Raw genomic sequence first — 23,556 nt, 5'->3', positions numbered from 1 at the left:
AGCCGACGGCGGCGCCTCCGGCCACCGGCGTGCCCGGAGGTCAGGGCCTGCAGGTCATCCCATCGGGAGGTCCAGCTCCTCCGTCCGCGCCAGCCGCAGCACCGCCAGCGCCCCGACCGCCGTGGTCACCGCGAGCCCGCCCCACAGCAGACCCGGCCCCGCGGCCAGCAGCGCCGTCAGCACGGCCGGAGCCGCCGCCCGGCCGACCCCCATCGACAGCTCCCAGCGGGCCACCGCCCGCCCCAGCAGGTGCGGCGGCGCGATGGCCGTCACCAGGGCCGTACCGGAGCCGGAGTAGAGGATCTCGCCGAGCGTGTACGGCACGGACACCAGCACGATGCCCACCGTGCCCGGGACCCCGCCCAGCGACCCGGCCGCCCAGAAACCCAGGTACGACAGGCTCAGCGCCGCCCCCGCGGCCGCCAGCACCGACTGCCGGGAGCGCTTCGCCAACCGCAGCACCAGCACCAGCTGCAGTGCGATCACCAGCACGGTGTTGCCCACGAACAGGCCCGAGGACCAGGCCGCGGAGGCGTGCAGCTGGAGCACCAGCAGCGCGGGCAGCGCCACCTCCAGCACGTCGAAGCAGAACGCGTACGGCAGGTTGGCCAGGCTCAACAGGGTGATCCGGCGCAGCGGTTCGCCGCCGTCCCCGGCCTCCTCGGCCCGCTCCGCCACCGTCTGCGGCGCCCGGACCCGCAGTGAGGCCACCAGCGCGGCGGCCAGCAGGCAGGCCACGGCGGTCAGCCCGGCCAGCACCCGGATGACGTCCGTCCCGCCGGCCACCGCGACCGTCGCCAGCAGGGCGCCCGCGCCCAGGCCCGCGTTGCGCACCGAGCGCCCGGCGGCCAGCGCCGCGTCCCGCAGCCGGCCCTCGGTCAGGGTGCTCACCACGGCGGTGTGGGTGGCCGGCCAGGACTGGCCGCCGATGCCGAACAGCACCGCCGCCGCGGTGAACAACGGCAGCCCGTCCGCGGTGAGCAGGACCAGCGCGCCCGCCGCCCGCACCACCAGGGTGACGGCCGCGGGCAGGGTGCGGGCGCCGGTGTCGATCCAACGGCCGGTCAGCGGCACCATCACCAGCCCGGCGACCATCCCGGCCGACAGGGCCAGACCGACCGCCCCGGCGTGCAGGTGCAGCACCCCGACGCCGTAGAGCAGCAGGAACGGGTACAGCATGCCGCCGCCCACCGCGTCGACGGCGAGGGCCGCCGCGTACCGGGGACCGCCGGCGGCGGTCAGCAGGCCCAGCAGTGCGGACGGGCCGCCCCGGCCGGTGCCGGTCGGCGGGGCGGGCGGTTCGGGGGTGCGGACGGCGGCGTCGTCATGGACGGACTTCTCCTGGATCAGGCTCATGGCCGGTACGGTCCGCCCAGGTGGCGCCGCGTGTCGCGTGGATTGACGGATGGCGTCAAACGACGGCGGAGCAGGTCGGAGGGGATGGCAGGATCACAGCCGTGAGCGTGACCATCGACATCACCGGACTGCCCGAGGAGCGGCTGCTCTTCGCGCCCTCCCCGCTCGCCGAGCTGAACGCCGTGCTGCACGAACGGCGGGACGGACAAGAACGGCGAGAACGGGGGGAACGACGGGAACGGGGGAACGACGGGAACAGTGGGCGGCCGGAGCACGTTCGTCCGGTCATGACCGACGACGCCCCTGAGATCCTCCGCTACGCCGCCTTCTCGAACCGCCCCGAGGGCGGCAACCCCGCCGGCGTGGTGCTCGACGCCACCGGACTGACCGCCGAGCGGATGCTCGCCGTCGCCGCCGAGGTCGGGTACTCCGAGACCGCCTTCCTGACCCCGGGCAGCGAGCAGGGCGCTTACCACGTGCGGTACTTCAGCCCGCTGCTGGAGGTACCGTTCTGCGGGCACGCGACGGTGGCCGCCGCCGTCGCGGTCGCCGGGCGGTCCGGCCCGGGGCGGTACGTGTTCAGCACCGCGGCCGGGGACGTCCCGGTCGAGGTCGAGCCCGGCGACGACGGCCTGCGGGCGACGCTCACCAGCGTCGAGCCGAAGGTCGAGGAGGTGCCGGCGGTGGACGTCGAGGAGGCGCTCGCGCTGCTCGGCTGGTCGGCCGCCGACCTGGACCCGGCGCTGCCGCCGCGGATCGGCTACGCGGGCGCCCGGCACCTGGTGCTGGCCGCCGGCACCCGCTCCCGACTGGCCCGGCTGGACTACGACTTCGACGGGCTGGCCGCGTTCATGAACGCCCGTGACCTGGTCACCCTGCAGCTGGTCTGGCGCGAGGCCCCCGAGGTGTTCCACGTCCGCGACCCGTTCCCGGTCGGCGGTGTGGTCGAGGACCCGGCCACCGGCGCGGCCGCGGCCGCCTTCGGCGCGTACCTGCGCGAGCTGGGCGCGGTGACCGCCCCGGCGGTGCTGACGCTGCACCAGGGCGAGGACCTCGGGCGTCCGGGCGTGCTGCGGGTCGAACTGCGGGCGGAGGACACCCGGGTGCGGGTCTCCGGGACGGCGGTGGCGATCCCGTAGCGGGACCGACCCCGTAGCGGGACGGATCCCGTAGCGGGACGGTAGCGGGGGCGCCGGTCCCGGACCGGCGCCCCCGCTAACGGGTCAGGAGTTGTCGGCGAGCAGGGCGGCCAGGCCGTCCAGGCCCCGGTCGACGGTCGCCGGGTCCACCTGGCTGACGGAGAGCCGCAGTTGACGCTCCCCGCCCTCGCCGGGGTAGAAGTGGGACATCGGCGTCCAGATCACCCCGTACCGCGAGGCGGAGAGCTCCAGCAGGGCGTCGTCCACCACGCACGGCACCGTGAGCACCAGGAAGAAGCCGCCGCGCGGCTCGTTCCAGGTCACCCCGCCGCCCGGCGGGAAGCGCCGGGCCAGGCCCGCCAGCACCAGCGCGAGGTTGCGCCGGTAGAGCGCGGCGACCTCGGTGTTGGCGGCCCGCAGGCTGTGGCCGTGTGCGAGCAGTGCGCCGCCGATCACGGCCTGGGCGATCGGCGAGGTGTTCACCGTGGTCATGCTCTTGATCATTCCGAGCAGGTCGGCCAGCAGGCCGGTGCCGCCCGCGCCGTCCGCCACCAGCTGGTCCGCCACCACGTAGCCGACCCGGGCGCCCGGGAGGGCCGTCTTGGCGAAGGAGCCGAGGTGGACCACCCGCCGTGCGGTGTCCAGCGCCTTGAGCGAGGGCAGCCGCTCCTCGCCCGCGAACACGCAGTACGGGTTGTCCTCCAGGACCAGGAAGTCCTCCTCGGCGGCCAGCTCCAGCAGCTCCCGGCGCAGGTCCAGCGGCAGGCTGGCGCCGCTCGGGTTGGCCACGTCCGGCACCAGGTAGAGCGCCCGGGGCCGCAGCCCCTCGGCCCGGGCGGCGGCCAGCTGCCGGCGCAGGTCGGCCAGGTCGAGCCCGTCCGGGCCGTCGGCCACCGGCCGCACCGGCAGGTCCGCCAGCAGGGCGGCGCCGGTCAGCCCGACATAGGTGGGCGAGACGGCCAGCACCACGTCCTCGGGGCCGCGGCGCAGCGCCCGCAGCACCAGGAACATCGCCTCCTGGCAGCCGACCGTCACCACGATCGACTCGGCGGGCACCTCGATGCCCTCGTCCACCGCGAGGTGCGCGGCGATCAGCTCGTGGATGATCCCCTTGGTCCGCCCGTACTGGAGCACCTGGCGGCGGGCCGCCTCCTCGGACAGTCCGCGCTCGGTGCGCAGGTGCTCGGTGTAGCGGTCCAGGTAGCGGTGGACGGCGTCCAGGTCGAAGAACTGCTCGGCCGGGCGGCCGGCCGCGAAGGAGACCGCCTCCGGGTAGCGGATCGAGATCTCGTTGAGCAGGTTCATCGAGGTCATCGCCGGGTCGGCGAGCGAGGGGTGCAGGTCGGTCAGCCGCAGCTCGTGCGGCGGGGCGGTGACGGTCACGGGGCGCTCCAGGCGGGGCAGGGCAGGGGGGTGGTGCGCAGGGTGGCGGCGGCGGTCAGGTCGGCGCAGCCGGCCAGGCCGAGGGCGTGCCGCAGTTCGGCGGCCAGCAGCTCCAGCACCCGGGCGCAGCCCGGTTCGCCGGCGGCCGCCAGGCCCCAGATCGCCGGGCGGCCGAGCAGCACCCCGGACGCCCCGAGGGCCAGCGCGGTGAGCACGTCCGCGCCGCCGCGCACCCCGCTGTCCAGCAGCACCTGGCAGTCCCGCCCGGCCAGCGCCTCGGCGACGGCCGGCAGGGCCGTCAACGAGGGCACCGCCCGGTCGAGTTGGCGGCCGCCGTGGTTGGAGACCACCACGGCCGCGGCGCCCAGCTCGGCGGCCCGCAGGGCGTCCGCCGGGTCGAGCACCCCCTTGACCACCAGCGGCAGCCGGGTGTGCTCGCGCAGCCAGCCGAGGTCCGCCCAGGTGACGGCGGGGGAGAGCAGCTCGGCGGTGTGCGCGGCCACCGCCGAGACCTCGGCGGTGGCCCGGTGCGCCCGCCCGGCGGCGCCGCCCTCCAACAGCGCCGCACGGACGTCCCCGGGCAGGGCGAAGGCGTTGCGGGCGTCGCGCAGCCGGCGGCCCATGTACGGCACGTCGGCGGTGACGACCAGGCACTCGCTGCCCGCCGCCTCGGCCGCCGCGACCAGCTCGAGCAGCCGGGCCCGGTCGCGCAGCCAGTACAGCTGGAACCAGAGCGTGGCCCCGGTCGCGGCCAGCTCCTCGAAGCCGACGCTGCTGAGCGTGCCGACGGTGAACGGCACCCCGGCCACGGCGGCCGCCCGGGCCGAGGCGAGTTCGCCCTCGGGGTGGAACAGCCGGTGGTAGGCGATCGGGGCCACCGCCACCGGCAGGGCCGACCGGCTGGTCACCAGGGTCGCGGAGGTGTCGCAGCCGGAGACGTCGGCGAGCACCCGGGGCACCACGGCCTGCCGCTCGAAGGCCGCCCGGTTGGCGGCCAGGGTGCGCTCCTGCTCCGCGCCGCCGGCCAGCCAGTCCCAGACCTGGGGGCTCAGCACGGCCCGGGCCGCCTGCTCGTACTCGGCGACGGACAGCGGCGGCCGCGCCGCGGTGGTGCCCGCACCCGGCGGGGTCAGGACCGGGGCGCTCATCCGGCGACTTCGCTGGCGTTGCGCTGGAGTTCGACGGCCTCGTAGAGGGCGCGGATGTTGTTGCTGCCGAAGTTGCGGGCCCGGATGCGCTCGATCACCTCGAAGAAGAAGGTGCCGCGCGGGTGCTGGGAGCGGGTGAAGATCTGGAACAGCTGGCCGTCGTGGTCCTGGTCAACCAGCAGGTTGAGGTCGCGCAGCTCGTCGAGGGAGTGCCGCAGCGGGGTCAGCCGGGCGGGCAGGGCGTCGAAGTAGGTGCCCGGGGTGCGCAGGAACGGCACGCCGCGGGCGGCCATGGTGGAGACGGAGTGGACGGCGTCCGCGGAGGAGAAGGCCACGTGCTGGACCCCGGCGCCGCCGTGGTCGGCCAGGAAGGAGGCGATCTGGCCGCCGGCGTCCGGGGTGAGCGGCTCGATCAGGGTGAGGGTGACGCTGTGGTCGGGGCTCTGCACGACCATCGAGTCCATGCCGAGGGCGCCGACCTCGATCCGCTCCTCGAAGACCATCCGGAAGCCGAAGACCTCCTGGTAGTGCCGGACGGTCGCGCGCAGGCCGCCGGAGGGGACGCAGACCGCGAAGTGGTCGACGGCGCGCAGGCCCACCTGCGCGGCACCGGTCACGGGGGCGGCGTCGGGCAGGCCGGGTATCCGGTCGGCGGGGACGTCCGGGCCGCGCTCGACCAGGGTGTGCACCACGTCGCCGAAGGCGCCGACCACGGCGGTGACGCAGCCGTCCGCGGCCTGCGGCGGGCGCAGCCCGTCGGCGCCCCGGCCGGTCAGCGCGCGGTAGGCGGCGGTGGCGTCCGGGACCCGCAGGGCCAGCGCGGCCACGCCGTCCTCGTGCCGGGCCAGGTACTCGGTGGCCGGGTGGCCGGCGGCCAGCGGCTGGGTGAGCAGCAGCCGGATCGCGGCCTGGCCGAGCAGGGCGGAGACGCAGCGCTCGGCGCTCCCGCCGCGCTCGGTGGGCGGGACGAGCAGGTCGAAGCCGTACTCCGCGGTCAGCCGGGCGACCTCGGCGGTGAGGTCGGTGACGTAGAACTCGACGTGGTCCAGGGTGAGTTCGAGCGGTGCTCCGGCGGTGCTGTCGGCGGTGCTGTCGGCGGTGCTGTCGGTGGTGAGGGCGGTGTCGGGAGAGGAACGGTCGGGCATCTGAGGGGCTCTCTCGTGAGGAGTGCGCGGAGGCCCGCGCCGGCGGCGGTGCGGTGCGGCAGGGCCGCCGCCGGGGCGGGCCGGTGGCGAGATGCTTTGGTGCGGGGACGGATGGTGCGGGAACGGGTGGTGCGGGGACGGGTGGGAACGGCCCGGGTGGTGCGGGCCGGTCAGGTGGACTGGAGGCGCGGGGTGGCCTCGGCGGGCACCTCGGCCGGTTCGGCGTCCTCGGCCGGGGCCGGGGTGAGTTCGCCGACCGCCTGCTCCGCCGACTCCTCCTCGTCCTCGTCCTCGTCGATCACCGCGTCGGGCTTGCCCAGCAGGTAGAGGCCGGACAGCAGCGCGCCGATCACCATGGCGACCAGCACCGTGCGGAAGTCCAGCGCGGCCACCAGGCCTGCGCCGACGCCGATGGCGATCGCCTGCGGGGCGGTGAGGGAGAGGTTGACGGCCGCCTGGGTGCGGCCCATCAGCTGCGGCGGGGTCAGCGACTGGGCGGCGGTGGCCAGGCCGACCACACCGGCCGGCATGCCGGCCCCGGCGACCAGCAGACCGGCCGACACCACCCAGACCGAGGGCGCCAGCAGCAGCAGGGCGCCGACCCCGAAGGTGGCCGAGCCGAGCATCACCGTCTTGCGCGGGCCGAGCTTGCCGATCAGGACACCGCCCAGCACCGAGCCGGCGAGCGCCCCGACCGCCTCCACCGTCTCCAGCACGCCCAGGAACTGCGGCGAGCGGTTCAGCCCGTGCTGGATGAGCGAGAACAGCACCGGCTGGAGGAAGCTGAGTACGGTCGCGGTGGCGGTGGTCGCGATCAGCAGCGGCAGCAGCGAGGCGGTGGAGCGCAGGTGCTGGAAGCCCGCCAGCACCTCGGTGCGCCAGTGCCGACCGGACGGCTCCGGCTTGGTCTCGGGCACCCGCAGCGCCAGGAAGGCGAGCGCGGCCGAGAGCAGGATGCCGATGTCGACCAGGGCGACGGCCCGGCCGCCGAGCCACCCGTACAGGCCGGAACCGACCAGCGGGGCGACCAGGGTGGTGCCCGCCCGCATGGTCTGGGTGAACCCGACGGCCGCGCCAAAGTCCTGACGCTCCGTCAGGATCGTGCGCAGCATCGCGCTCTGGGCCGGGGTGAGGACGGCCCCGGCCAGCCCGTAGAGCACCGCGGTGCCGTAGATGATCCACAGGTGGCCGCGGCCGTCGACCAGCAGCAGCGGCGAAACCGCCACCGCCAGCACGAGGTTGACCGTGACCAGCAGCGGCCGTCGGCGGACCCGGTCGGCGACCAGGCCGCCGAGCGGCAGCAGCAGCATCGGGACGGCGTAGCAGAACATCACCAGACCGGCCGCCGAGCTGCTCCCCGTCAGGACCTTGGCCCAGATGCCGAGGGCGATGAAGAGCGCGCTGTCCCCGAGGACGGACAGCGTCTGTCCCGCGATGTAGAGCCGGAACTCCGGCCGCGCCAGAAGTGGGTGCATGTGCTGTCCTGTCCTTGACTGCTGCGTTGGCGATGGATGGTGCCGGTCCGGGGCCGGTCCGGGGCCGGTCCGGGGCGGGGCTAGTTGGGCGGCGCGGCGGCGGCCCGGTGGGCGCGGGTGAAGCCCTCGAGCACGGCGTCGTTGGCGTCCTTCTCGCCGACGGCGATCCGGATGCCCTGACCCGGGTAGAAACGGACGGCCACCCCGAGCCGCTCCAGCTCCGACTTGACCGGGAGCTGCTCCTCGGGCGAAGGCGCCGTCACCCAGAGGAAGTTGGTCAGGCTCGGCGGCACCGACCGGCCCAGGGCGAGCAGTTCGGCCCGCAGCCGGTCGCGCTCGGCGGCGATCTCGGCGATCCGCCGGTCCACCTCGTCCTGGGCGGCGACGGCGGCCAGCAGGCCCGCCTCCTGGAGCCGGTTCACCGCGTACGGCACCTGGACGCCGCGCACCCGTCGCGCCACCGATTCCTCGGCGACCGCGTAGCCGATCCGCAGCGCGGCCAGGCCGTGCGACTTGGAGAGGGTGCGCAGCACCACCAGGTTGGGCCACTCGGCGATCCGGTCCGGCACCGCCGGGGCGGCCCAGCCCCCGGCGAAGTCGACGTAGGCCTCGTCCAGCAGGATCAGCGCGGTGGCCGGCACCCGGCGGAAGAAGTCGGTCAGCTCCGCCCAGGAGTAGACCGTGCCGGTCGGGTTGTGCGGGTTGCAGAGCACGATGATCCGGGTGCGTTCGTCCACCCGGGCGGCCATCGCGGCCAGGTCGTGCCGGGCGTCCGCGCCGAGCGGGACGGACCGGGCCTCGGCGCCGGCGATCTCGCAGAACAGCGGGTAGGCGTCGAAGCAGGGGTCCGAGTGGACCACGTTGTCGCCGGGGCGGACGACGGAGTGGAAGAGGTCCAGCGCGACGCCGGCCGAGCCGTGGCCGACCACGACCTGCGCGGCCGGGACGCCCTGCCAGTCGGCGATGATCCCGGCGAAGCGCTCCGGGCGGAAGTCCGGGTAGCGGTTGAGGTCGCCGACCGCCCCCGCCAGGGCGGTCAGTACGGACGGCAGCGGCGGGTACGGGTGCTCGTTCTGGGCCAGCAGGTGTCTGGCCCCGGATGCGGCGGCCATCAGTCGGCCTGGAGGACGTAGAGCCAGCTGTGCGGGGTGGCCAGCGCCTCGACCCGGTCGATCCGCAGCCCGGCGTCGGTGAACAGCTGCTCGTAGGTCTCCTTGGTGTGCAGCGGCACGCCCATCATCGCGTGGGCCAGCTCGAAGCCGACCGAGAAGACCGGCATCGCGCTCTGGGACTCGCCCGGGCCGCGCAGCATGGTGTCGCCGAGCACGAAGGTGCGGGCCTTGGGGAAGGCCTCGCGCATCCGGGTGAAGATCGAGGAGCGGGTGCTCGGGTCGGCGAGCAGGTCGTGCAGCAGGAAGAAGCTCATCACGGTGTCGACCTCGGCCACCTCGGCGGCCTCGGCGTCGTTGTCGATCTGGGTGCCGAGCAGGCCCAGCACGTCGGCCCGGACGGCGGTGACCCGGTCCTGCATCCCGGCGGCGGCGATGTCGGCGCGGGCGATGTCGGTGGCCGGGCGGCTGATGTCGATGCCCAGGCCGCGGCTGCCCTCGCGCTGGGAGACCACCCGGCGGACCCGGGCGGAGGTGCCGCTGCCCAGGTCGGCGATGGTGCGGAAGTCGATGCCGGAGAGCACGTCGGTGAGCTGCGCGGCGAACATCGACTGGTCGCACTGGGCGGAGCCGAGGGCGACCATCGCCTCGTCGCGGAAGACGTCCGCGTTGTAGTGGTGCGAGCCGGTGCTCAGGTGCCCGGCGCGGCCGAACACGTCGTGGTAGCCGCCGACCGCCCAGGTGAAGTAGCCGCGGGCGGCGGCGATCTCGATGCCCGCCTCGGTGGGCAGGTAGCCGGCGCCGTCGGCCTTGAGGTAGCCGTAGTCGGCGGCGGCGCGCAGCACGGCCTCGGTGCGGGCGGTGTCGCCGCCCTGGGCGGCCACTGCGGCGGCGGAGAGCGCCTCGCCGCGGCCGATCTGCTCCAGCACGCCGATCCGGTCCAGCGCGAAGATCACGTTGGCGGCGATGAAGCCGTTGTAGGCGTCGGTCGACGAGATCGGCGCCGGGGTGACGCCGCGCCAGGTGTCGGGGATGACGGCAGTCTGCATCGGTGTGTCCATTCCTCGTGGTGGCCGGGTCGCGGCCGCTCGGCGTGGTGGTGCGGTGGGTGTCGCGGTGGTGCGGGGGAGCCTCAGGGGCGGGTCGTGGGGTCCTGCGCGGGGGCGCGCAGGCGGTCGGCGAGCACTGGGCCGATGACCGCGAGGGCCTCCGGGCCGGTCATCGCGCCGTGGGTGCTGGGCACTTCGTGGACCTCCAGCCGGCCGCCCACGTGGGGCCGCCAGCTCTCGGGGTCGGGGGCGTCGGCCGGGCGGTCCTTCGCGGCGACGAAGACCAGTGCGTCGCCGTCGTAGCCGGGCAGCGGGGCGTCGCCGGCCAGCGCCAGGTCGGCCAGGAAGACCTCGACCACCCGGGCCACCCCGGCGCCGCTCAGCCCGGCCAGCGGGCCGGCGCCGTGCCGGACCAGCTCCGCGTAGCCCGCCTCGTCGGCGGGCCAGTCGGTGATCTCGCCGGCCTGCTGGCCGAGGGACTCCAGGATCGCGGCGAGCAGCGCCGGGTCGCGGTCGTGGGAGCCGCCGGCGTACCGGGCGTACTCGTCCAGCTCCGGGTAGCCGTCCAGCACGGCGAGCAGGTCGACCCGCTCGCCCTGCTCCCGCAACAGCGCGGCCACGGCGTGGGCGACCGGGCCGCCGAAGGACCAGCCCAGCAGGGCGTACGGGCCCTCGGGGCGGACCGCGCGCAGTTCGGCCAGGTAGCGGTGGGCCATCTCGGCCAGACTCGCCGGGTGGCGGGAGAGGTCGGCCAGGCCGGGGGCCTGGAGGCCGTAGATCGGCTGCTCGGCGTCCAGGTGGCGCAGCAGACCGGTGTACACCCAGCTGATCCCGGCCGCCGGGTGCACGCAGAACAGCGGCGGGCGCGAGCCCCGGGTGCGGATCGGCAGCAGCACCGGGAAGTCCTCCTCGGCGGGGGCGCCGTCCCGGGCCGCGGCCAGCAGTTCGGCCAGCCCGGCGACGGTCGGTGCCCGGAACAGCGCCCGGACGCCGAGTTCGGCGCTGCCGGTCAGCTCGCGCAGCCCGGCGACCAGGCGCCCGGCCAGCAGCGAATGGCCGCCCAGCTCGAAGAAGTTGTCGTCGATGCCGACCCGCTCCAGGCCGAGCACGTCGGCGAACAGCCCGCAGAGCACCTCCTCCAGCGGGGTGCGCGGCGCCCGGCCGCCGCCCGCCCGGCCCGGCTCGGGGGCGGGCAGCGCCCGCTCGTCGAGCTTGCCGTTGGGCGTCAGCGGCAGGCGCTCCAGCGGCACCAGGGCGGCGGGCAGCATGTAGTCCGGCAGCTCGGCGGCCAGGTGGGTGCGCAGCGCGTCCAGGTCCGGCGGCCCGGCGTCCGGGGCCGGCACCAGGTAGCCGACCAGGCGCTTCTCGCCCGGGGCGTCCTCGCGCACCACCACGGCGGCGGAGGCCACCTCGGGGCGGCGGCTGAGCACCGAGCCGATCTCGCCCAGCTCGATCCGGAAGCCGCGGATCTTCACCTGGGCGTCGATCCGGCCCAGGTAGTCCAGTTCGCCGGAGGCCGTCCAGCGGGCGAGGTCGCCGGTGCGGTACATCCGGGTGCCGGGGGCGCCGTACGGGTCGGCGACGAAGCGCTCGGCGGTCAGCGCCGGGCGGCCCAGGTAGCCGCGGGCCAGGCCGGCCCCGGCGACGTACAGCTCGCCGGGCACCCCGGCGGGCACCGGGCGCAGCCGGGAGTCCAGCAGGTACAGCCGCAGGTCCGGGATGCCCGCGCCGATCAGCGACCGGGACTGCCCGGCGGCCGTGGCGGCGTCCAGCGGACGGTAGGAGACGTGCACCGTGGTCTCGGTGATGCCGTACATGTTGACCAGCAGCGGCGCGTCCTCGGCGTGCCGCCGGTACCAGGGCTCCAGCCGGGCCAGGTCGAGCGCCTCGCCGCCGAACACCACCCGGCGCAGGGCGAGTCGCGCGCCCAGCTCCGGCTCCTCCTGGTCGGCCTGCATCAACTGGTAGAAGGCGGACGGGGTCTGGTTGAGGAAGGTGACCCGCTCGCGCACCAGCAGCTCCAGGAACTCCCGGGGCGAACGGCTGGTGTCGAAGGGCACCACGACCAGGCGGCCGCCGTGCAGCAGCGCGCCCCACAGCTCCCAGACCGAGAAGTCGAAGGCGTAGGAGTGGAACAGCGTCCAGACGTCCTCCGGGCCCGGGGTGAACCAGTGGTCGGTGGCGGCGAACAGCCGGGCGACGTTGCGGTGCGGGATCACCACGCCCTTCGGCCGGCCGGTCGAGCCCGAGGTGTAGATGACGTACGCCGGGTGGTCCGGGCCGAGCGCGGGGGTGGGCGGCCCGGCGGGCGTCCGGGCCAGTTCGGCGGCCGTCCCCGGGGTGTCGAGCAGCAGCAACGGCAGCTGCGGGTCGGGCAGTCGCTCGGCGGCCGCGGTGGTGGTGAGCAGCAGTGCGGGGGCGGAGTCGGCCAGGGTGTAGGCGATCCGGTCGGCCGGGTAGTCCGGGTCGATCGGCACGTAGGCGCCGCCGGCCTTGAGCACCGCGAGCACGGCGACCACCAGCTCCACCGAGCGGGGCAGCGCCAGCGCCACCAGGCGCTCGGGGCCGACGCCGCGGTCGGCGAGGAGCCGGGCCAGCCGGTTCGCCCGGGCGTCCAGTTCGGCGTAGTCGATCCGCTCCTCCCCGTCGACCACCGCCACGGCCTGCGGGGTCCGGGCCGCCTGGGCCGCGAACAGCTCCGGGACGGTGCGGAGTTCGGCGGCGCCCGGCCGATCGGCGGGTGCGGCGTCCGGCCGACCGGCGGGCGCGCTCCAGTGGTCCAGGATCAGGGCGCGCTCGGCGGGGGCGAGGATCTCCGCCGCGTCGACCGGGCGGGCCGGGTCGGCCACCACGGCGGCCAGCAGCCGCACGAAGCGCTCGCCGATCGCCGTCACCGTGGCCGGGTCGAACAGCTCCTCGGCGAACTCGACCACCACGCCGATCCCGGCCGGGGTGGGGGCACCTCCCGGGCCGCCGGGCCCAGCGGGACCGTCGAAGGCCAGCTGCTCGCTGAATCCGAAGGCCAGGTCGAACTTGGCGAGTTCGGCCGCCGAGGGCTCCACCCGGGCGGGCAGGCCGGCGAAGTCGAGGGCGGCCTCGGCCTCGGGCCCGGCGGCGAAGGTCAGCATCACCTGGAACAGCGGGTGCCGGGCCGTCGAGCGGGCCGGGTTGAGCGCCTCGACCAGCCGCTCGAAGGGCACGTCCTGGTGCTCGAAGGCCTCCAGGTTGGCCCGCCGCACGCGCTCCAGCAGCTCGTGGAAGCTCGGATCGCCGGAGAGGTCGGTGCGCAGGACGAGGGTGTTGACGAAGAAGCCGATCAGCTCGTCCAGGGCCTCGTCGGTGCGGCCCGCGACCGGGGTGCCGAGCGGGATGTCGGTGCCCGCGCCCAGCCGGCCCAGGGTGGCGGCCAGCGCGGCCTGCACCACCATGAACACGCTGGTGCGGCTTTCCCGGGCCAACTCGACTACGGCGGCGTGGAGTTCGGCCGGGAGCCGGAACTCGACGGTGTCCCCGCGCCGGGTGGGTGACAGTGGCCGCTTGCGGTCGTAGGGGAGCGCCAGTTCCTCCGGGAGCCCGGCCAGCGCCTCTTGCCAGTAGGCGAGTTGGAGGTGCTGGGCGCCGTCCGGGTCGTCCTCCGCGCCGAGCAGCTCGCGCTGCCAGAGGGCGTAGTCGGCGTACTGGACGGGCAGCGGCCGCCAGTCGGGTTCCGCGCCTGCGTGGCGGGCCCGGTAGGCGGTGTCCAGGTCGCGCAGCAGCGGGCCGACGGACCAGCCGTCGCTGACGATGTGGTGCATCAGCACCAGCAGCACCTGCTCACCCTGCGGAAGGGAGAACAGCGTGGCCCGCAGCGGGAGTTCGGCGGCCAGGTCGAAGGCCTCCCGGCTCGCGGCGGCCAGCTCCGCCCGCAGCTCCGCCTCGTCGGCCACCGTGCGGGTGTGCAGGGCGGGTTCGGCGCTCGGGGCGATCAGCTGGTGCGGCCGGCCGTCGGCGCCGGGGAAGGTGGTGCGCAGCACCTCGTGCCGGGCGACCACGTCGGTCAGCGCCGCGGCCAGCGCCTCGGCGTCGAGGGTGCCGCCGATCCGGAGCACCAGCGGGGTGTTGTAGAGCGCGCTCGGGCCCTCGAACTGGTCGATGAACCACAGGCGTTGCTGGGCGTGGGAGAGCGGGACCAGCTCCGGGCGCGGCCGGGGCAGCAGCCGGGCGCGGACCGGACCGGTGCCCTCGCCCAGGTGGCCCGCCAGGGCGGCGACGGTGGGGTGGTCGAAGAGGGCGCGGATGGGCAGTTCGACGTCCAGGGCGGTGCGGATCCGGCTGATCAGCTTGGTGGCGAGCAGGGAGTGGCCGCCGAGGTCGAAGAAGTCGTCGTCGATGCTGAGGGCGGACAGGCCGAGGGTCTCGGCGAAGAGGGCGCAGAGGGCCCGTTCGGTGGCCGTACGGGGGGCGCGGCCCTCGGGGGTGCCGGTGTGGTCGGGGGCGGGCAGGGCGCTGCGGTCCACCTTGCCGTTGGCGGTGACCGGCAGTGCGTCCAGGGTGACGATCGCGGCCGGGACCATGTAGCCGGGCACCCGGTCGGCCAGGAAGGCCCGCAGTTCGCCGGGGGTGGCGCCGCCGGTGACGTAGGCGACCAGGCGCTTGTCCCCGGGCCGGTCCTCGCGGACCGTCGCCACCGCGTGCCCGACCGCCGGATGGGCGGCCAGCGCCGCCTCCACCTCGGCCGGCTCGATCCGGAAGCCGCGGATCTTCACCTGGTCGTCGGCGCGGCCGAGGAACTCCAGCAGGCCGTCCGCGCTCCACCGGACGATGTCGCCGGTCCGGTACATCCTCTCGCCCTTGCCGCCGAACGGGCAGGCCACGAAGCGCTCCGAGGTCAGCCCCGGGCGGCCGACGTAGCCCCGGGCCAGGCCGTATCCGGCGAGGTACAGCTCACCGGGCACCCCGGCGGGGACCGGCCGCAGGGCGTCGTCCAGCACGTACGCCCGGGTGTTGGCCAGCGGGCGGCCGATCGGCACCACGGCCGGGACGTCCCCGCCGGGCGTCATGGTGAAGGTGGTCTTGATGGCCGTGGTCTCCGTCGGCGCGTACACCGCGACCACGTCCGTCTCCGGGCACGCCCGGAACAGCTGCCGGACGGACTCCGGCGGCACCACGTCACCGCCGGTCCACACCTGGCGCACCCCGCGGAAGGCCTCCGGGGTCTCCTCGGCCATCAGCCGCAGCAGACCGGAGGGCGCCTGCACCAGGGTGACGGCGTGCCGGGTGATGGTCGCGGCCAGCGCGGGCAGGTCGAGCTGCCCGGGGGCGGCCAGCACGATCCGCCCACCGGTCACCAGCGGCGCCCACACCTCGGTGGTGGAGGCGTCGAAGGCGGTGGGCGAGTGCAGCAGCACGCTCTCGTGGTGGCCCTGGTGGAAGTGCGGGTTGGTGAGCAGGTCGACGACGTTGCGGTGGGTCACCGCGACGCCCTTGGGGAGGCCGGTCGAGCCCGAGGTGTACATCACGTAGAGCAGCTGGCCGGGGTGGGAGCGGCGGCCGGCGGGGGCGGTCCGGGCGGCGGACGCGTCGGTGACGTCGGGGGCGGTGATGTCGGGGGTGGTGATGTCGAGGGCGGTGACGCCGGTGCCGCTGTCGAGGACCGGGTGCGCGCGGTGCGCCGGGTCGACCAGGACGAGCTGCGCCCGGGTGTCGGCGAGGATGTGCCGCATCCGGTCCAGCGGGTAGCGGGCGTCCAGCGGGACGTACGTGCCGCCCGCCTTGGTGACCGCCAGGATCGCCGTCACCAGCTCGGCCGAGCGGTCCATCAGGATCGCGACCGGCTCCTCCACCGCCAGCCCGCGGGCCAGCAGCATGGCGGCCAGCGCGCCCGCCCGGGCGTCGAGTTCGGCGTAGCTCAGCCGCTCGGTGTCGGACACCACGGCCACCGCGTCGGGGGTGGCGGCCGCCCTGGCCTCGAACAGCTCGGAGAGGGTGCTGTCGGCGATCGGGACGGCGGTGTCGTTCCAGCCGGTGAGCAGCTGCTCGCGCTCGGCCGGGTCGAGGATCTCGATGGTGCCGATCGGCGCGTCCGGGTCGGTGGCGGCGGCGTCCAGGACGCGCAGCAGCCGTTCGGCGAGGGTGGCGACGGTGGCGTGGTCGAAGAGGTCCGCCGCGTACTCCACGGCCGCGGTCACGCCGAGCGGTGTGCCGTCCTCGTCGTGCTGCTCGGTGAAGTTGAAGTTCAGGTCGAAGTGTGCCTGGGACTCGCCCGCGCCCTCCAGCGCCCCGCTCACTCCGCCCAGGGTGAGCACGGGGACCGGGTCGCTGCTCACGGTGAGGACGGTCTGGAAGAGCGGGTGGCGGGCCGGGGTGCGGGTGGGGTTGAGCTGCTCGACCAGGCGCTCGAAGGGCACGTCCTGGTGCTCGAAGGCGTCCAGGTCGGTGCGGCGGACGCGGTCGAGGAGTTCGCGGAAGCCGGGGTCGCCGGTGGTGTCGGTGCGCAGGACGAGGGTGTTGACGAAGAAGCCGACCAGGTCGTTGAGGGCTTCGTCGGTGCGTCCGGCGACGGGGGTGCCGAGCGGGAGGTCGGTACCGGCGCCGAGGCGGGTGTAGAGGGTGGCGACGGCGGCTTGCAGGACCATGAACAGGCTGGCCCGGTTGGCGGCGGCCAACTCGGTGAGCCGCCGGTGCAGTTCGGCGTCCAGCCGGTACTCCACCGTGCCGGCGCGGTGGCTCGGGGCGGCCGGTCGCGGCCGGTCGTACGGGAGCGCCAGTTCCTCCGGCAGCTCGGCCAGGGCCTGCTTCCAGTGGGCGAGTTGGGTGTGCTGGGCGCTGGTCGGGTCGTCCTCGGTGCCGAGCAGGCCGCGCTGCCAGAGGGTGTAGTCGGCGTACTGAACGGGCAGCGGCCGCCAGTCGGGCTCCGCGCCCGCGCGGCGGGCCCGGTAGGCGGTGTCCAGGTCGCGCAGCAGCGGGCCGACGGACCAGCCGTCGCTGGCGATGTGGTGCAGCAGGACGACCAGGGCGTGCCGTTCGGCGTTCAGCGAGAACAGCGAGACCCGGATCGGCAGGTCCTCGGCGAGCCGGAACACCTCGCCGGTGGCCTCGGCCACGGCGGCGCGCAGCTCCGTCTCGTCGGCCACCGTGCGGGTGTGCAGGGCGGGTTCGGCGTTCGCGGCGATCAGCTGGTGCGGCCGGCCGTCGGTGGCCGGGAAGGTGGTGCGCAGCACCTCGTGCCGGGCGACCACGTCGGTTAGGGCCCCGGCCAGGGCCTCGGTGTCGAGGGCGCCGTTGAGGTGGGCGACGAACGGGGTGTTGTAGAGCGCGCTCGGGCCCTCGAACTGGTCGATGAACCACAGGCGTTGCTGGGCGGGGGAGAGCGGCACCAGTTCGGGCCTGGCCTGCGGGCGCAGCGCCGGGCGGGCCGGGGCGTCGACGGTCGGCAGGGTGGTGGCCAGGGCGGCGACGGTGGGGTGGTCGAAGAGGGTGCGGATGGGGAGTTCGACGTCCAGGGCGGTGCGGATCCGGCTGACCAGTCTGGTGGCGAGGAGGGAGTGGCCGCCGAGGTCGAAGAAGTCGTCGTCGATGCTGAGGGCGGGCAGGCCGAGGGTTTCGGCGAAGAGGGTGCAGAGGGTGTGCTCGGTGCCGGTGCGGGGGGCGCGGCCCTCGGGGGTGCCGGTGTGGTCGGGGGCGGGCAGGGCGCGGCGGTCGACCTTGCCGTTGGGGGTGACGGGGAACGCGTCGAGGACGAGGACGTCGGCCGGGACCATGTAGCCGGGGAGGCGCTCGCCGGCGAAGGCGCGCAGCTCGCCGGGGGTGGCCTCGCCGGTGACGTAGACGACCAGGCGCTTGTCGCCGGGCTGGTCCTCGCGGACCAGGGCGAGGGCCTGGCCGACGGCGGGGTGGGCGGCGAACGTGGCCTCGACCTCGGCGAGTTCGATCCGGAAGCCGCGGATCTTCACCTGGTCGTCCGCGCGGCCGAGGAACTCCAGCACACCCTCGGCGGTGCGGCGGACGAGGTCGCCGGTGCGGTACATCCGGGTGCCGGGGGCGCCGTACGGGTCGGCGACGAAGCGTTCGGCGGTGAGGGCCGGGCGGCCGACGTAGCCGCGGGCCAGGCCGGCTCCGGCGAGGTACAGCTCGCCGGGGACGCCGACCGGGACGGGCCGCAGGCCGTCGTCCAGTACGTAGGCCTGGGTGTTGGGGAGCGGGCGGCCGATCGGGACGCTGTCCGGCACCTCGGCCGGGGTGGCCATGCGGTGGTGGGTGGCGAAGGTGGTGGTCTCGGTGGGGCCGTAGCCGTCGACCACGGTCAGGCCGGGGCAGGCGGTCATGACGCGGCGGACGGCGGCGGGGGCGACCACGTCCCCGCCGGTCCACACCTCGCGCAGCCCGGCGAAGAGGCGCGGCGACTCGGTGGCCATGACGTTGAACAGTCCGGCGGTGAGCCAGGCGGCGGTGACGCCGCCGTGCTGGATGGTGTCGGTGAGTTCGGTGACGCCGAGGCGTCCGGCGGGGGCGAGGACGAGGCGGGCGCCGGAGAGGAGTGGGGCCCAGAGTTCGTAGCTGGAGGCGTCGAAGGCGGTGGGCGAGTGGACCAGGACGCGGTCGTGGGCGCCGCCCGCGAAGGTGCCGCCGAGGGCGAGGTCGACGATCGAGCGGTGGGTGACGCCGATGCCCTTGGGGGTGCCGGTGGAGCCGGAGGTGTGCATCACGTAGGCCAACTGCTCGCTGGTGATGGTGAGTTGGAGGTTGGCGGCGGTCTGCTCGCCGACCGTGAGGGTGGTCAGTTCGGCCAGCGCCGGGTGGTCGCGGTCGGTGACGGCGATCCGGGCGCCGGCGTCGGCGAGCACGGCCGCGAGGCGCTCGTGCGGCTGGGCGTCGTCCAGCGGGACGTAGCTGCCGCCGGCCTTGAGCACCGCGAGCAGGGCGATGACCAGGGCGGGGGAGCGCTCCAGCAGCAGGGCGACGGGGGTCTCGGTGCCGACGCCCGCCTCGACCAGGCGCAGGGCCAGGCCGTTGGCCCGGGCGTTGAGTTCGGCGTAGGTCAGCTCGGTGGAGCCCGCGACCAGGGCGATCGCCTCGGGCGTCGCGGCGGCCTGCGCCTCGAACAGCTCGGGGACGGTAGCCGAGGGCAGTTCGGCCACTGGCCCGTGCCAGCCGGTCAGCAACTGCTCGCGTTCGGCCGGGTCGAGGATCTCGATGGTGCCGATCGGCGCGTCTGGGTCGGTGACCACCGCCTGGAGGACGCGCAGCAGGCGCTCGGCGAGGGTGGCGACGGTGGCGTGGTCGAAGAGGTCGGCCGCGTACTCGATCGCGCCGGAGAGGCCGCCGGGTCCGCCCTGTCCGCCCTGTCCGCCCGGTCCGCTCAGCTCGGCGAAGCCGAAGGAGAGGTCGAACTTGGCCACGTTGAGGTCGAACTCCAGCTCACCGCAGGGGAGATCCCCGAAGGCCTGCGGCGCCTTCGCCTGGTTCTCCAGGGCGATGAGCGTCTGGAAGAGCGGGTGTCGGGCCGGGGTGCGGGTGGGGTTGAGCTGTTCGACCAGGCGCTCGAAGGGCACGTCCTGGTGCTCGAAGGCGTTGAGGTCGGACTGCCGGACCCGGTCGAGGAGTGCACGGAAGCCGGGGTTGCCGGAGGTGTCGGTGCGCAGCAGCAGGGTGTTGACGAAGAAGCCGACCAGGTCGTTGAGCGCTTCGTCGGTGCGTCCGGCGACGGGGGTGCCGAGCGGGAGGTCCGTGCCGGCGCCCAGGCGGGTGTAGAGGGTGGCGACGGCGGCCTGCAGGACCATGAACAGGCTGGCCCGGTTGGCGGTGGCCAACTCGGTGAGCCGCTGGTGCAGTTCGGCTCCGACGGTGAACTCGACCAGTTCGCCCCGGTGGCTCGGTGCGGCCGGGCGCGGCCGGTCGTAGGGGAGGGCCAGTTCCTCCGGAAGGTCAGTCAGGGACTGCTGCCAGAAGGCGAGTTGCTGCCCGAGCAGGCTGTCCTTGTCCTCCTCGTCACCGAGGAGTTCGCGCTGCCAGAGGGTGTAGTCGGCGTACTGGACGGGCAGCGGCTCCCACTGCGGCGCGGCTCCCTGGCAGCGGGCCCGGTAGGCCTCGCCCAGGTCGCGGAAGAGCGGGGCGACGGACCAGCCGTCGCTGGCGATGTGGTGCAGCAGGAGCAGCAGCACGTGCCGCTCGCCGGGGAGCGAGAACAGCACTGCCCGGAGCGGCAGTTCGGTGGCGAGGTCGAAGGCGTGCGAGTTCGCCCGGTCCAGCAGCCCGGCCAGCTCGGTCTCGTCGGCGACGGCGGTGACGGTCAGGGCGGGTTCGACGGAGTCGGCGACCAGCTGGTGGGGCTGCCCGTCGGCGACGGGGAAGAGGGTGCGCAGCACCTCGTGCCGGGCCAGCAGGTCGTGCAGGGCGGCGGTCAGCGCCCCGGTGTCGACCGGGCCGGTGAGCCGGAGGGCGAAGGGGGTGTTGTAGAGGGCGCTCGGGCCCTCGAACTGGTCGATGAACCACAGGCGTTGTTGGGCGTAGGAGAGCGGCACCAGCTCCGGGCGGGTGCGCGCCGTCAGCCCGGCCCGCACCGGGGTGGCGGACTCGCCGAGGTGCTGGGCCAGGGCGGCGATGGTGGGGTGGTCGAAGAGGGTGCGCAGGGGGAGCTCGGTGCCGAGGGCGGTGCGGATGCGGCCGGCGAGCCTGGTGGCGAGCAGGGAGTGCCCGCCGAGGTCGAAGAAGTTGTCGTCGATGCTCGGTTCGGCGGTTCCGAGCACCTCGGCGAAGAGCGCGCACAGGGTCTGCTCGGTGGCGTTGCGGGCCGCCCGGCCGGGGGTGGCGGCGGCGTAGTCGGGGGCGGGGAGGGCGCGCCGGTCGACCTTGCCGTTGGAGTTGACCGGCAGTGCGGCCAGCGGCACGACGGCGGCGGGGACCATGTAGCCGGGCAGCCGGTCGGCGACGAAGGCGCGCAGCTCGTCGAGCGGGGCGTCGCCGGTGACGTAGGCGACCAGGCGCTTGTCGCCGGGCTGGTCCTGGCGGACCGTCGCGAAGGCCTGCCGGACGGCCGGGTGGGCGGCGAACGCCGCCTCCACCTCGGCGAGTTCGATCCGGAAGCCGCGGACCTTGACCTGGTCGTCCGTTCGGCCGGCGAACTCCAGTTCGCCCGCGCTGGTCCAGCGGGCCAGGTCACCGGTGCGGTACATCCGGCTTCCGGGCGCGCCGTACGGGTCGGCGACGAAGCGCTCGGCGGTGAGGGCCGGGCGGCCGACGTAGCCGCGGGCCAGGCCGGGCCCGGCGAGGTAGAGCTCGCCGGGGACGCCGACCGGGACGGGCCGCAGGCCGGAGTCGAGCACGTAGGCCCGGGTGTTGGGCAGCGGGCGGCCGATCGGCACCACGGCGGCCGGCACCTCCTCGGGGGAGGTCATCGCGCGGCGGGTGGCGAAGGTGGTGGTCTCGGTCGGGCCGTAGACGTTCACCACGCGCAGGCCGGGGCAGGTCTCCAGGACGCGCCGCATGGCCGCCGGCGAGGCGATGTCCCCGCCGGTCCAGACCTCGCGCAGCCCGGCGAAGAGCCGCGGCGACTCGGTGGCCAGCACGTTGAACAGGCCGACGGTGATGAAGGCGCCGGAGACCTGCTGCCGGCCGAGCAGGTCGCCGAGTTCGGCGATCCCGAGCCGCCCGGGCGGGGCGATGACGAGACGGCCGCCGGAGAGCAGCGGCGCCCAGAACTCGTAGGTGGAGGCGTCGAAGGCGGTGGGGGAGTGCACCGCGACCCGGGCGAGGTGCTCCCCGGTGAAGGCCCCGCCGAGCGCGAGGTCGACGATCGAGCGGTGGGTGACGCCGATGCCCTTGGGCTTTCCGGTGGAGCCGGAGGTGTGCATCACGTAGGCCAACTGTTCGCCGTTGATGCCGAGTTCGAGGTTCTCTGCGGTCTGCTCGCCGACCGTGAGGGTGGTCAGTCCGGCCAGGGCGGGGTGGTCGCGGTCGGTGACGGCGATCCGGGCGCCCGCGTCGGCGAGTACGGCGGCGAGGCGCTCGTGCGGCTGGGCGTCGTCCAGCGGGACGTAGCTGCCGCCGGCCTTGAGCACCGCGAGCAGGGCGACGGCCAGGGCGGGCGAGCGCTCCAGCAGCAGGGCGACGGGGGTCTCGGCGACGACGCCCGCCTCGACCAGGCGCAGGGCCAGGCCGTTGGCCCGGGCGTTGAGTTCGGCGTAGGTCAGCTCGGTGGCACCCGCGACCAGGGCGATCGCCCCGGGCGTCGCGGCGGCCTGGGCCTCGAACAGCTCGGGGACCGTAGCCGAGGGCAGTTCGGCCACCGGTCCGTGCCAGCCGGTCAGCAGCTGCTCGCGCTCGGCCGGGTCGAGGATCTCGATGCTGCCGATCGGCGCGTCCGGGTCGGCGGCGGCCGCCCGCAGGACCCGGGTGAGGCGCTCGCCGAGGGTGGCGGCGGTGGTGTGGTCGAAGAGGTCCGCCGCGTACTCGACCGCGCCGGTCAGGCCGTTGGCGACGCCCTGCGCGTCGTGCTGCTCGACGAAGGCGAAGGACAGGTCGAACTTGGCGAGGTGCTGGTCGAGGACGTGCTCCCGGCAGTCGAGCCCGGCGAAGTCGGTGGGGAGGTCCTCGTCGCTGTCCAGCGTCAGCATGGTCTGGAACAGCGGGTGTCGGACCGGGACGCGGGCCGGGTTGAGCTGCTCGACCAGGCGCTCGAAGGGGATGTCCTGGTGGTCGAAGGCGTCCAGGTCGAGGCGGCGGACGCGCGCCAGCAGCTCGCGGAAGCTGGGGTCGCCGGAGGTGTCGGTGCGCAGGACGAGGGTGTTGACGAAGAAGCCGACCAGGTCGTCCAGGCCCTCGTCGGTGCGCCCGGCCACCGCGGTGCCCAGCGGGAGGTCGGTGCCGGCGCCGAGCCGGGTGTAGAGGGTGGCGACGGCGGCCTGCAGGACCATGAACAGGCTGGCCCGTTCCGCGGCCGCCAACTCGGCCAGGTCCGCGTACAGTTCGGCGTCCAGGGCGAGCTCGGCGGCGCCGCCGAGCCGGGTGGGCGAGCTCGGGCGCGGGCGGTCGTAGGGGAGGGCCAGTTCCTCCGGGGCCTCGGCCAGGGCGCCCTGCCAGTGGGCGAGTTGGGTGGCGAGCACGCTCTCCGGGTCGTCCTCCTCGCCGAGGAGTTCGCGCTGCCAGAGGGTGTAGTCGGCGTACTGGACGGGCAGCGGCTCCCACTGCGGCGCGCTGCCGGCCCGGCGGGCCCGGTAGGCGGTGTCCAGGTCGCGGAAGAGCGGGGGGACGGACCAGCCGTCGCTGGCGATGTGGTGCATCAGCACCAGCAGCACGTGGTCCTCGGCGGAGAGCGAGAACAGCGTGCAGCGGATGGGCAGTTCGGTCGCAAGGTCGAAGACGTGCCTGGCCGCCGCGGCCAGCCGGGCGGTCAGCTCGGTCTCGTCGGCGACCGGGACGGCGGCCACCTCGACGGCGGCGACGGCGGGGCTCCGCGGCTCGGCGATCGACTGCTCCGGGCGGCCGTCGACGGCGGGGAAGGTGGTGCGCAGCACCTCGTGCCGGGCGAGCACGTCACGCAGCGCGAGGGTGAGGACGGCGGCGTCGAGCCCACCGGTCAGCCGGACGGCGAACGGGGTGTTGTAGAGCGCGCTCGGGCCCTCCAGCTGCTCGATGAACCACAGCCGCTGCTGCGCGAACGACAACGGGATCACGGTCTGCCTCCGACGGATGACGTACTGAGCGGGGACTGGGCGGTCGGGCCACCGGGGACGGCCGGTGGCCCCGCCCGAGCTGCGACGAGCGGTGAGCTGCGTG

At 75.0% G+C, this 23,556-nt stretch carries 8 protein-coding genes and 1 pseudogene; 1 reads left to right on the top strand and 8 read right to left on the bottom strand.

The window, feature by feature from the left end; translation table 11 throughout:
- Positions 1-54: 54 nt before the first annotated feature.
- Positions 55-1,356: an MFS transporter gene (locus tag ACIQWA_RS10160; RefSeq protein ID WP_402480581.1), complete on the bottom strand. Its 1,302-nt coding sequence runs from the start codon at positions 1,354-1,356 to the stop codon at positions 55-57.
- A 101-nt stretch (positions 1,357-1,457) separates the two neighbouring features.
- Between ACIQWA_RS10160 and ACIQWA_RS10155 the strand changes: the two genes are divergently transcribed.
- Complete coding sequence (locus ACIQWA_RS10155) at positions 1,458-2,495, top strand: PhzF family phenazine biosynthesis isomerase (RefSeq protein ID WP_402480579.1); 1,038 nt, start codon at positions 1,458-1,460, stop codon at positions 2,493-2,495.
- Between the two features lie 84 nt (positions 2,496-2,579).
- Here the strand turns inward: ACIQWA_RS10155 and ACIQWA_RS10150 are convergent, their stop codons facing one another.
- The 7 genes and pseudogenes from ACIQWA_RS10150 to ACIQWA_RS10120 form a co-directional block, all read right to left on the bottom strand.
- Positions 2,580-3,809: a PLP-dependent aminotransferase family protein gene (locus ACIQWA_RS10150; protein WP_402480878.1), complete on the bottom strand. Its 1,230-nt coding sequence runs from the start codon at positions 3,807-3,809 to the stop codon at positions 2,580-2,582.
- Between the two features lie 65 nt (positions 3,810-3,874).
- Positions 3,875-5,026 carry an alpha-hydroxy acid oxidase gene (locus tag ACIQWA_RS10145; protein ID WP_402480577.1) on the bottom strand — a complete coding sequence of 384 codons (1,152 nt, stop codon included), beginning with the start codon at positions 5,024-5,026 and terminating at the stop codon, positions 3,875-3,877.
- On the bottom strand, positions 5,023-6,171 hold the full coding sequence (gene hppD, locus ACIQWA_RS10140) for a 4-hydroxyphenylpyruvate dioxygenase (RefSeq protein ID WP_402480574.1): 1,149 nt from the start codon (positions 6,169-6,171) through the stop codon (positions 5,023-5,025). The genes ACIQWA_RS10145 and hppD overlap by 4 nt, the downstream gene beginning before the upstream one ends.
- A 170-nt stretch (positions 6,172-6,341) precedes the next feature.
- A complete protein-coding gene (locus ACIQWA_RS10135; RefSeq protein WP_402480572.1) occupies positions 6,342-7,646 on the bottom strand; it encodes an MFS transporter in 1,305 nt (434 codons plus the stop codon).
- A gap of 80 nt (positions 7,647-7,726) precedes the next feature.
- Positions 7,727-8,758 (bottom strand): aminotransferase class I/II-fold pyridoxal phosphate-dependent enzyme, encoded by a 1,032-nt coding sequence (locus ACIQWA_RS10130; protein WP_402480569.1) that lies wholly within the window; start codon positions 8,756-8,758, stop codon positions 7,727-7,729.
- Positions 8,758-9,804 (bottom strand): SAM-dependent methyltransferase, encoded by a 1,047-nt coding sequence (locus ACIQWA_RS10125; protein ID WP_360234239.1) that lies wholly within the window; start codon positions 9,802-9,804, stop codon positions 8,758-8,760. The genes ACIQWA_RS10130 and ACIQWA_RS10125 overlap by 1 nt, the downstream gene beginning before the upstream one ends.
- 83 nt (positions 9,805-9,887) lie before the next feature.
- Positions 9,888-23,453 (bottom strand): annotated as a pseudogene (locus tag ACIQWA_RS10120) (amino acid adenylation domain-containing protein); the annotation flags it as partial.
- Positions 23,454-23,556: the final 103 nt, after the last annotated feature.

This window comes from Kitasatospora sp. NPDC098652, assembly GCF_044760155.1.
In the GTDB taxonomy this organism is placed as follows: Bacteria; Actinomycetota; Actinomycetes; order Streptomycetales; family Streptomycetaceae; genus Kitasatospora.
The sequence above is the reverse complement of the archived record's forward strand: the minus strand, read 5'-3'. Positions and strand labels throughout refer to the sequence as shown.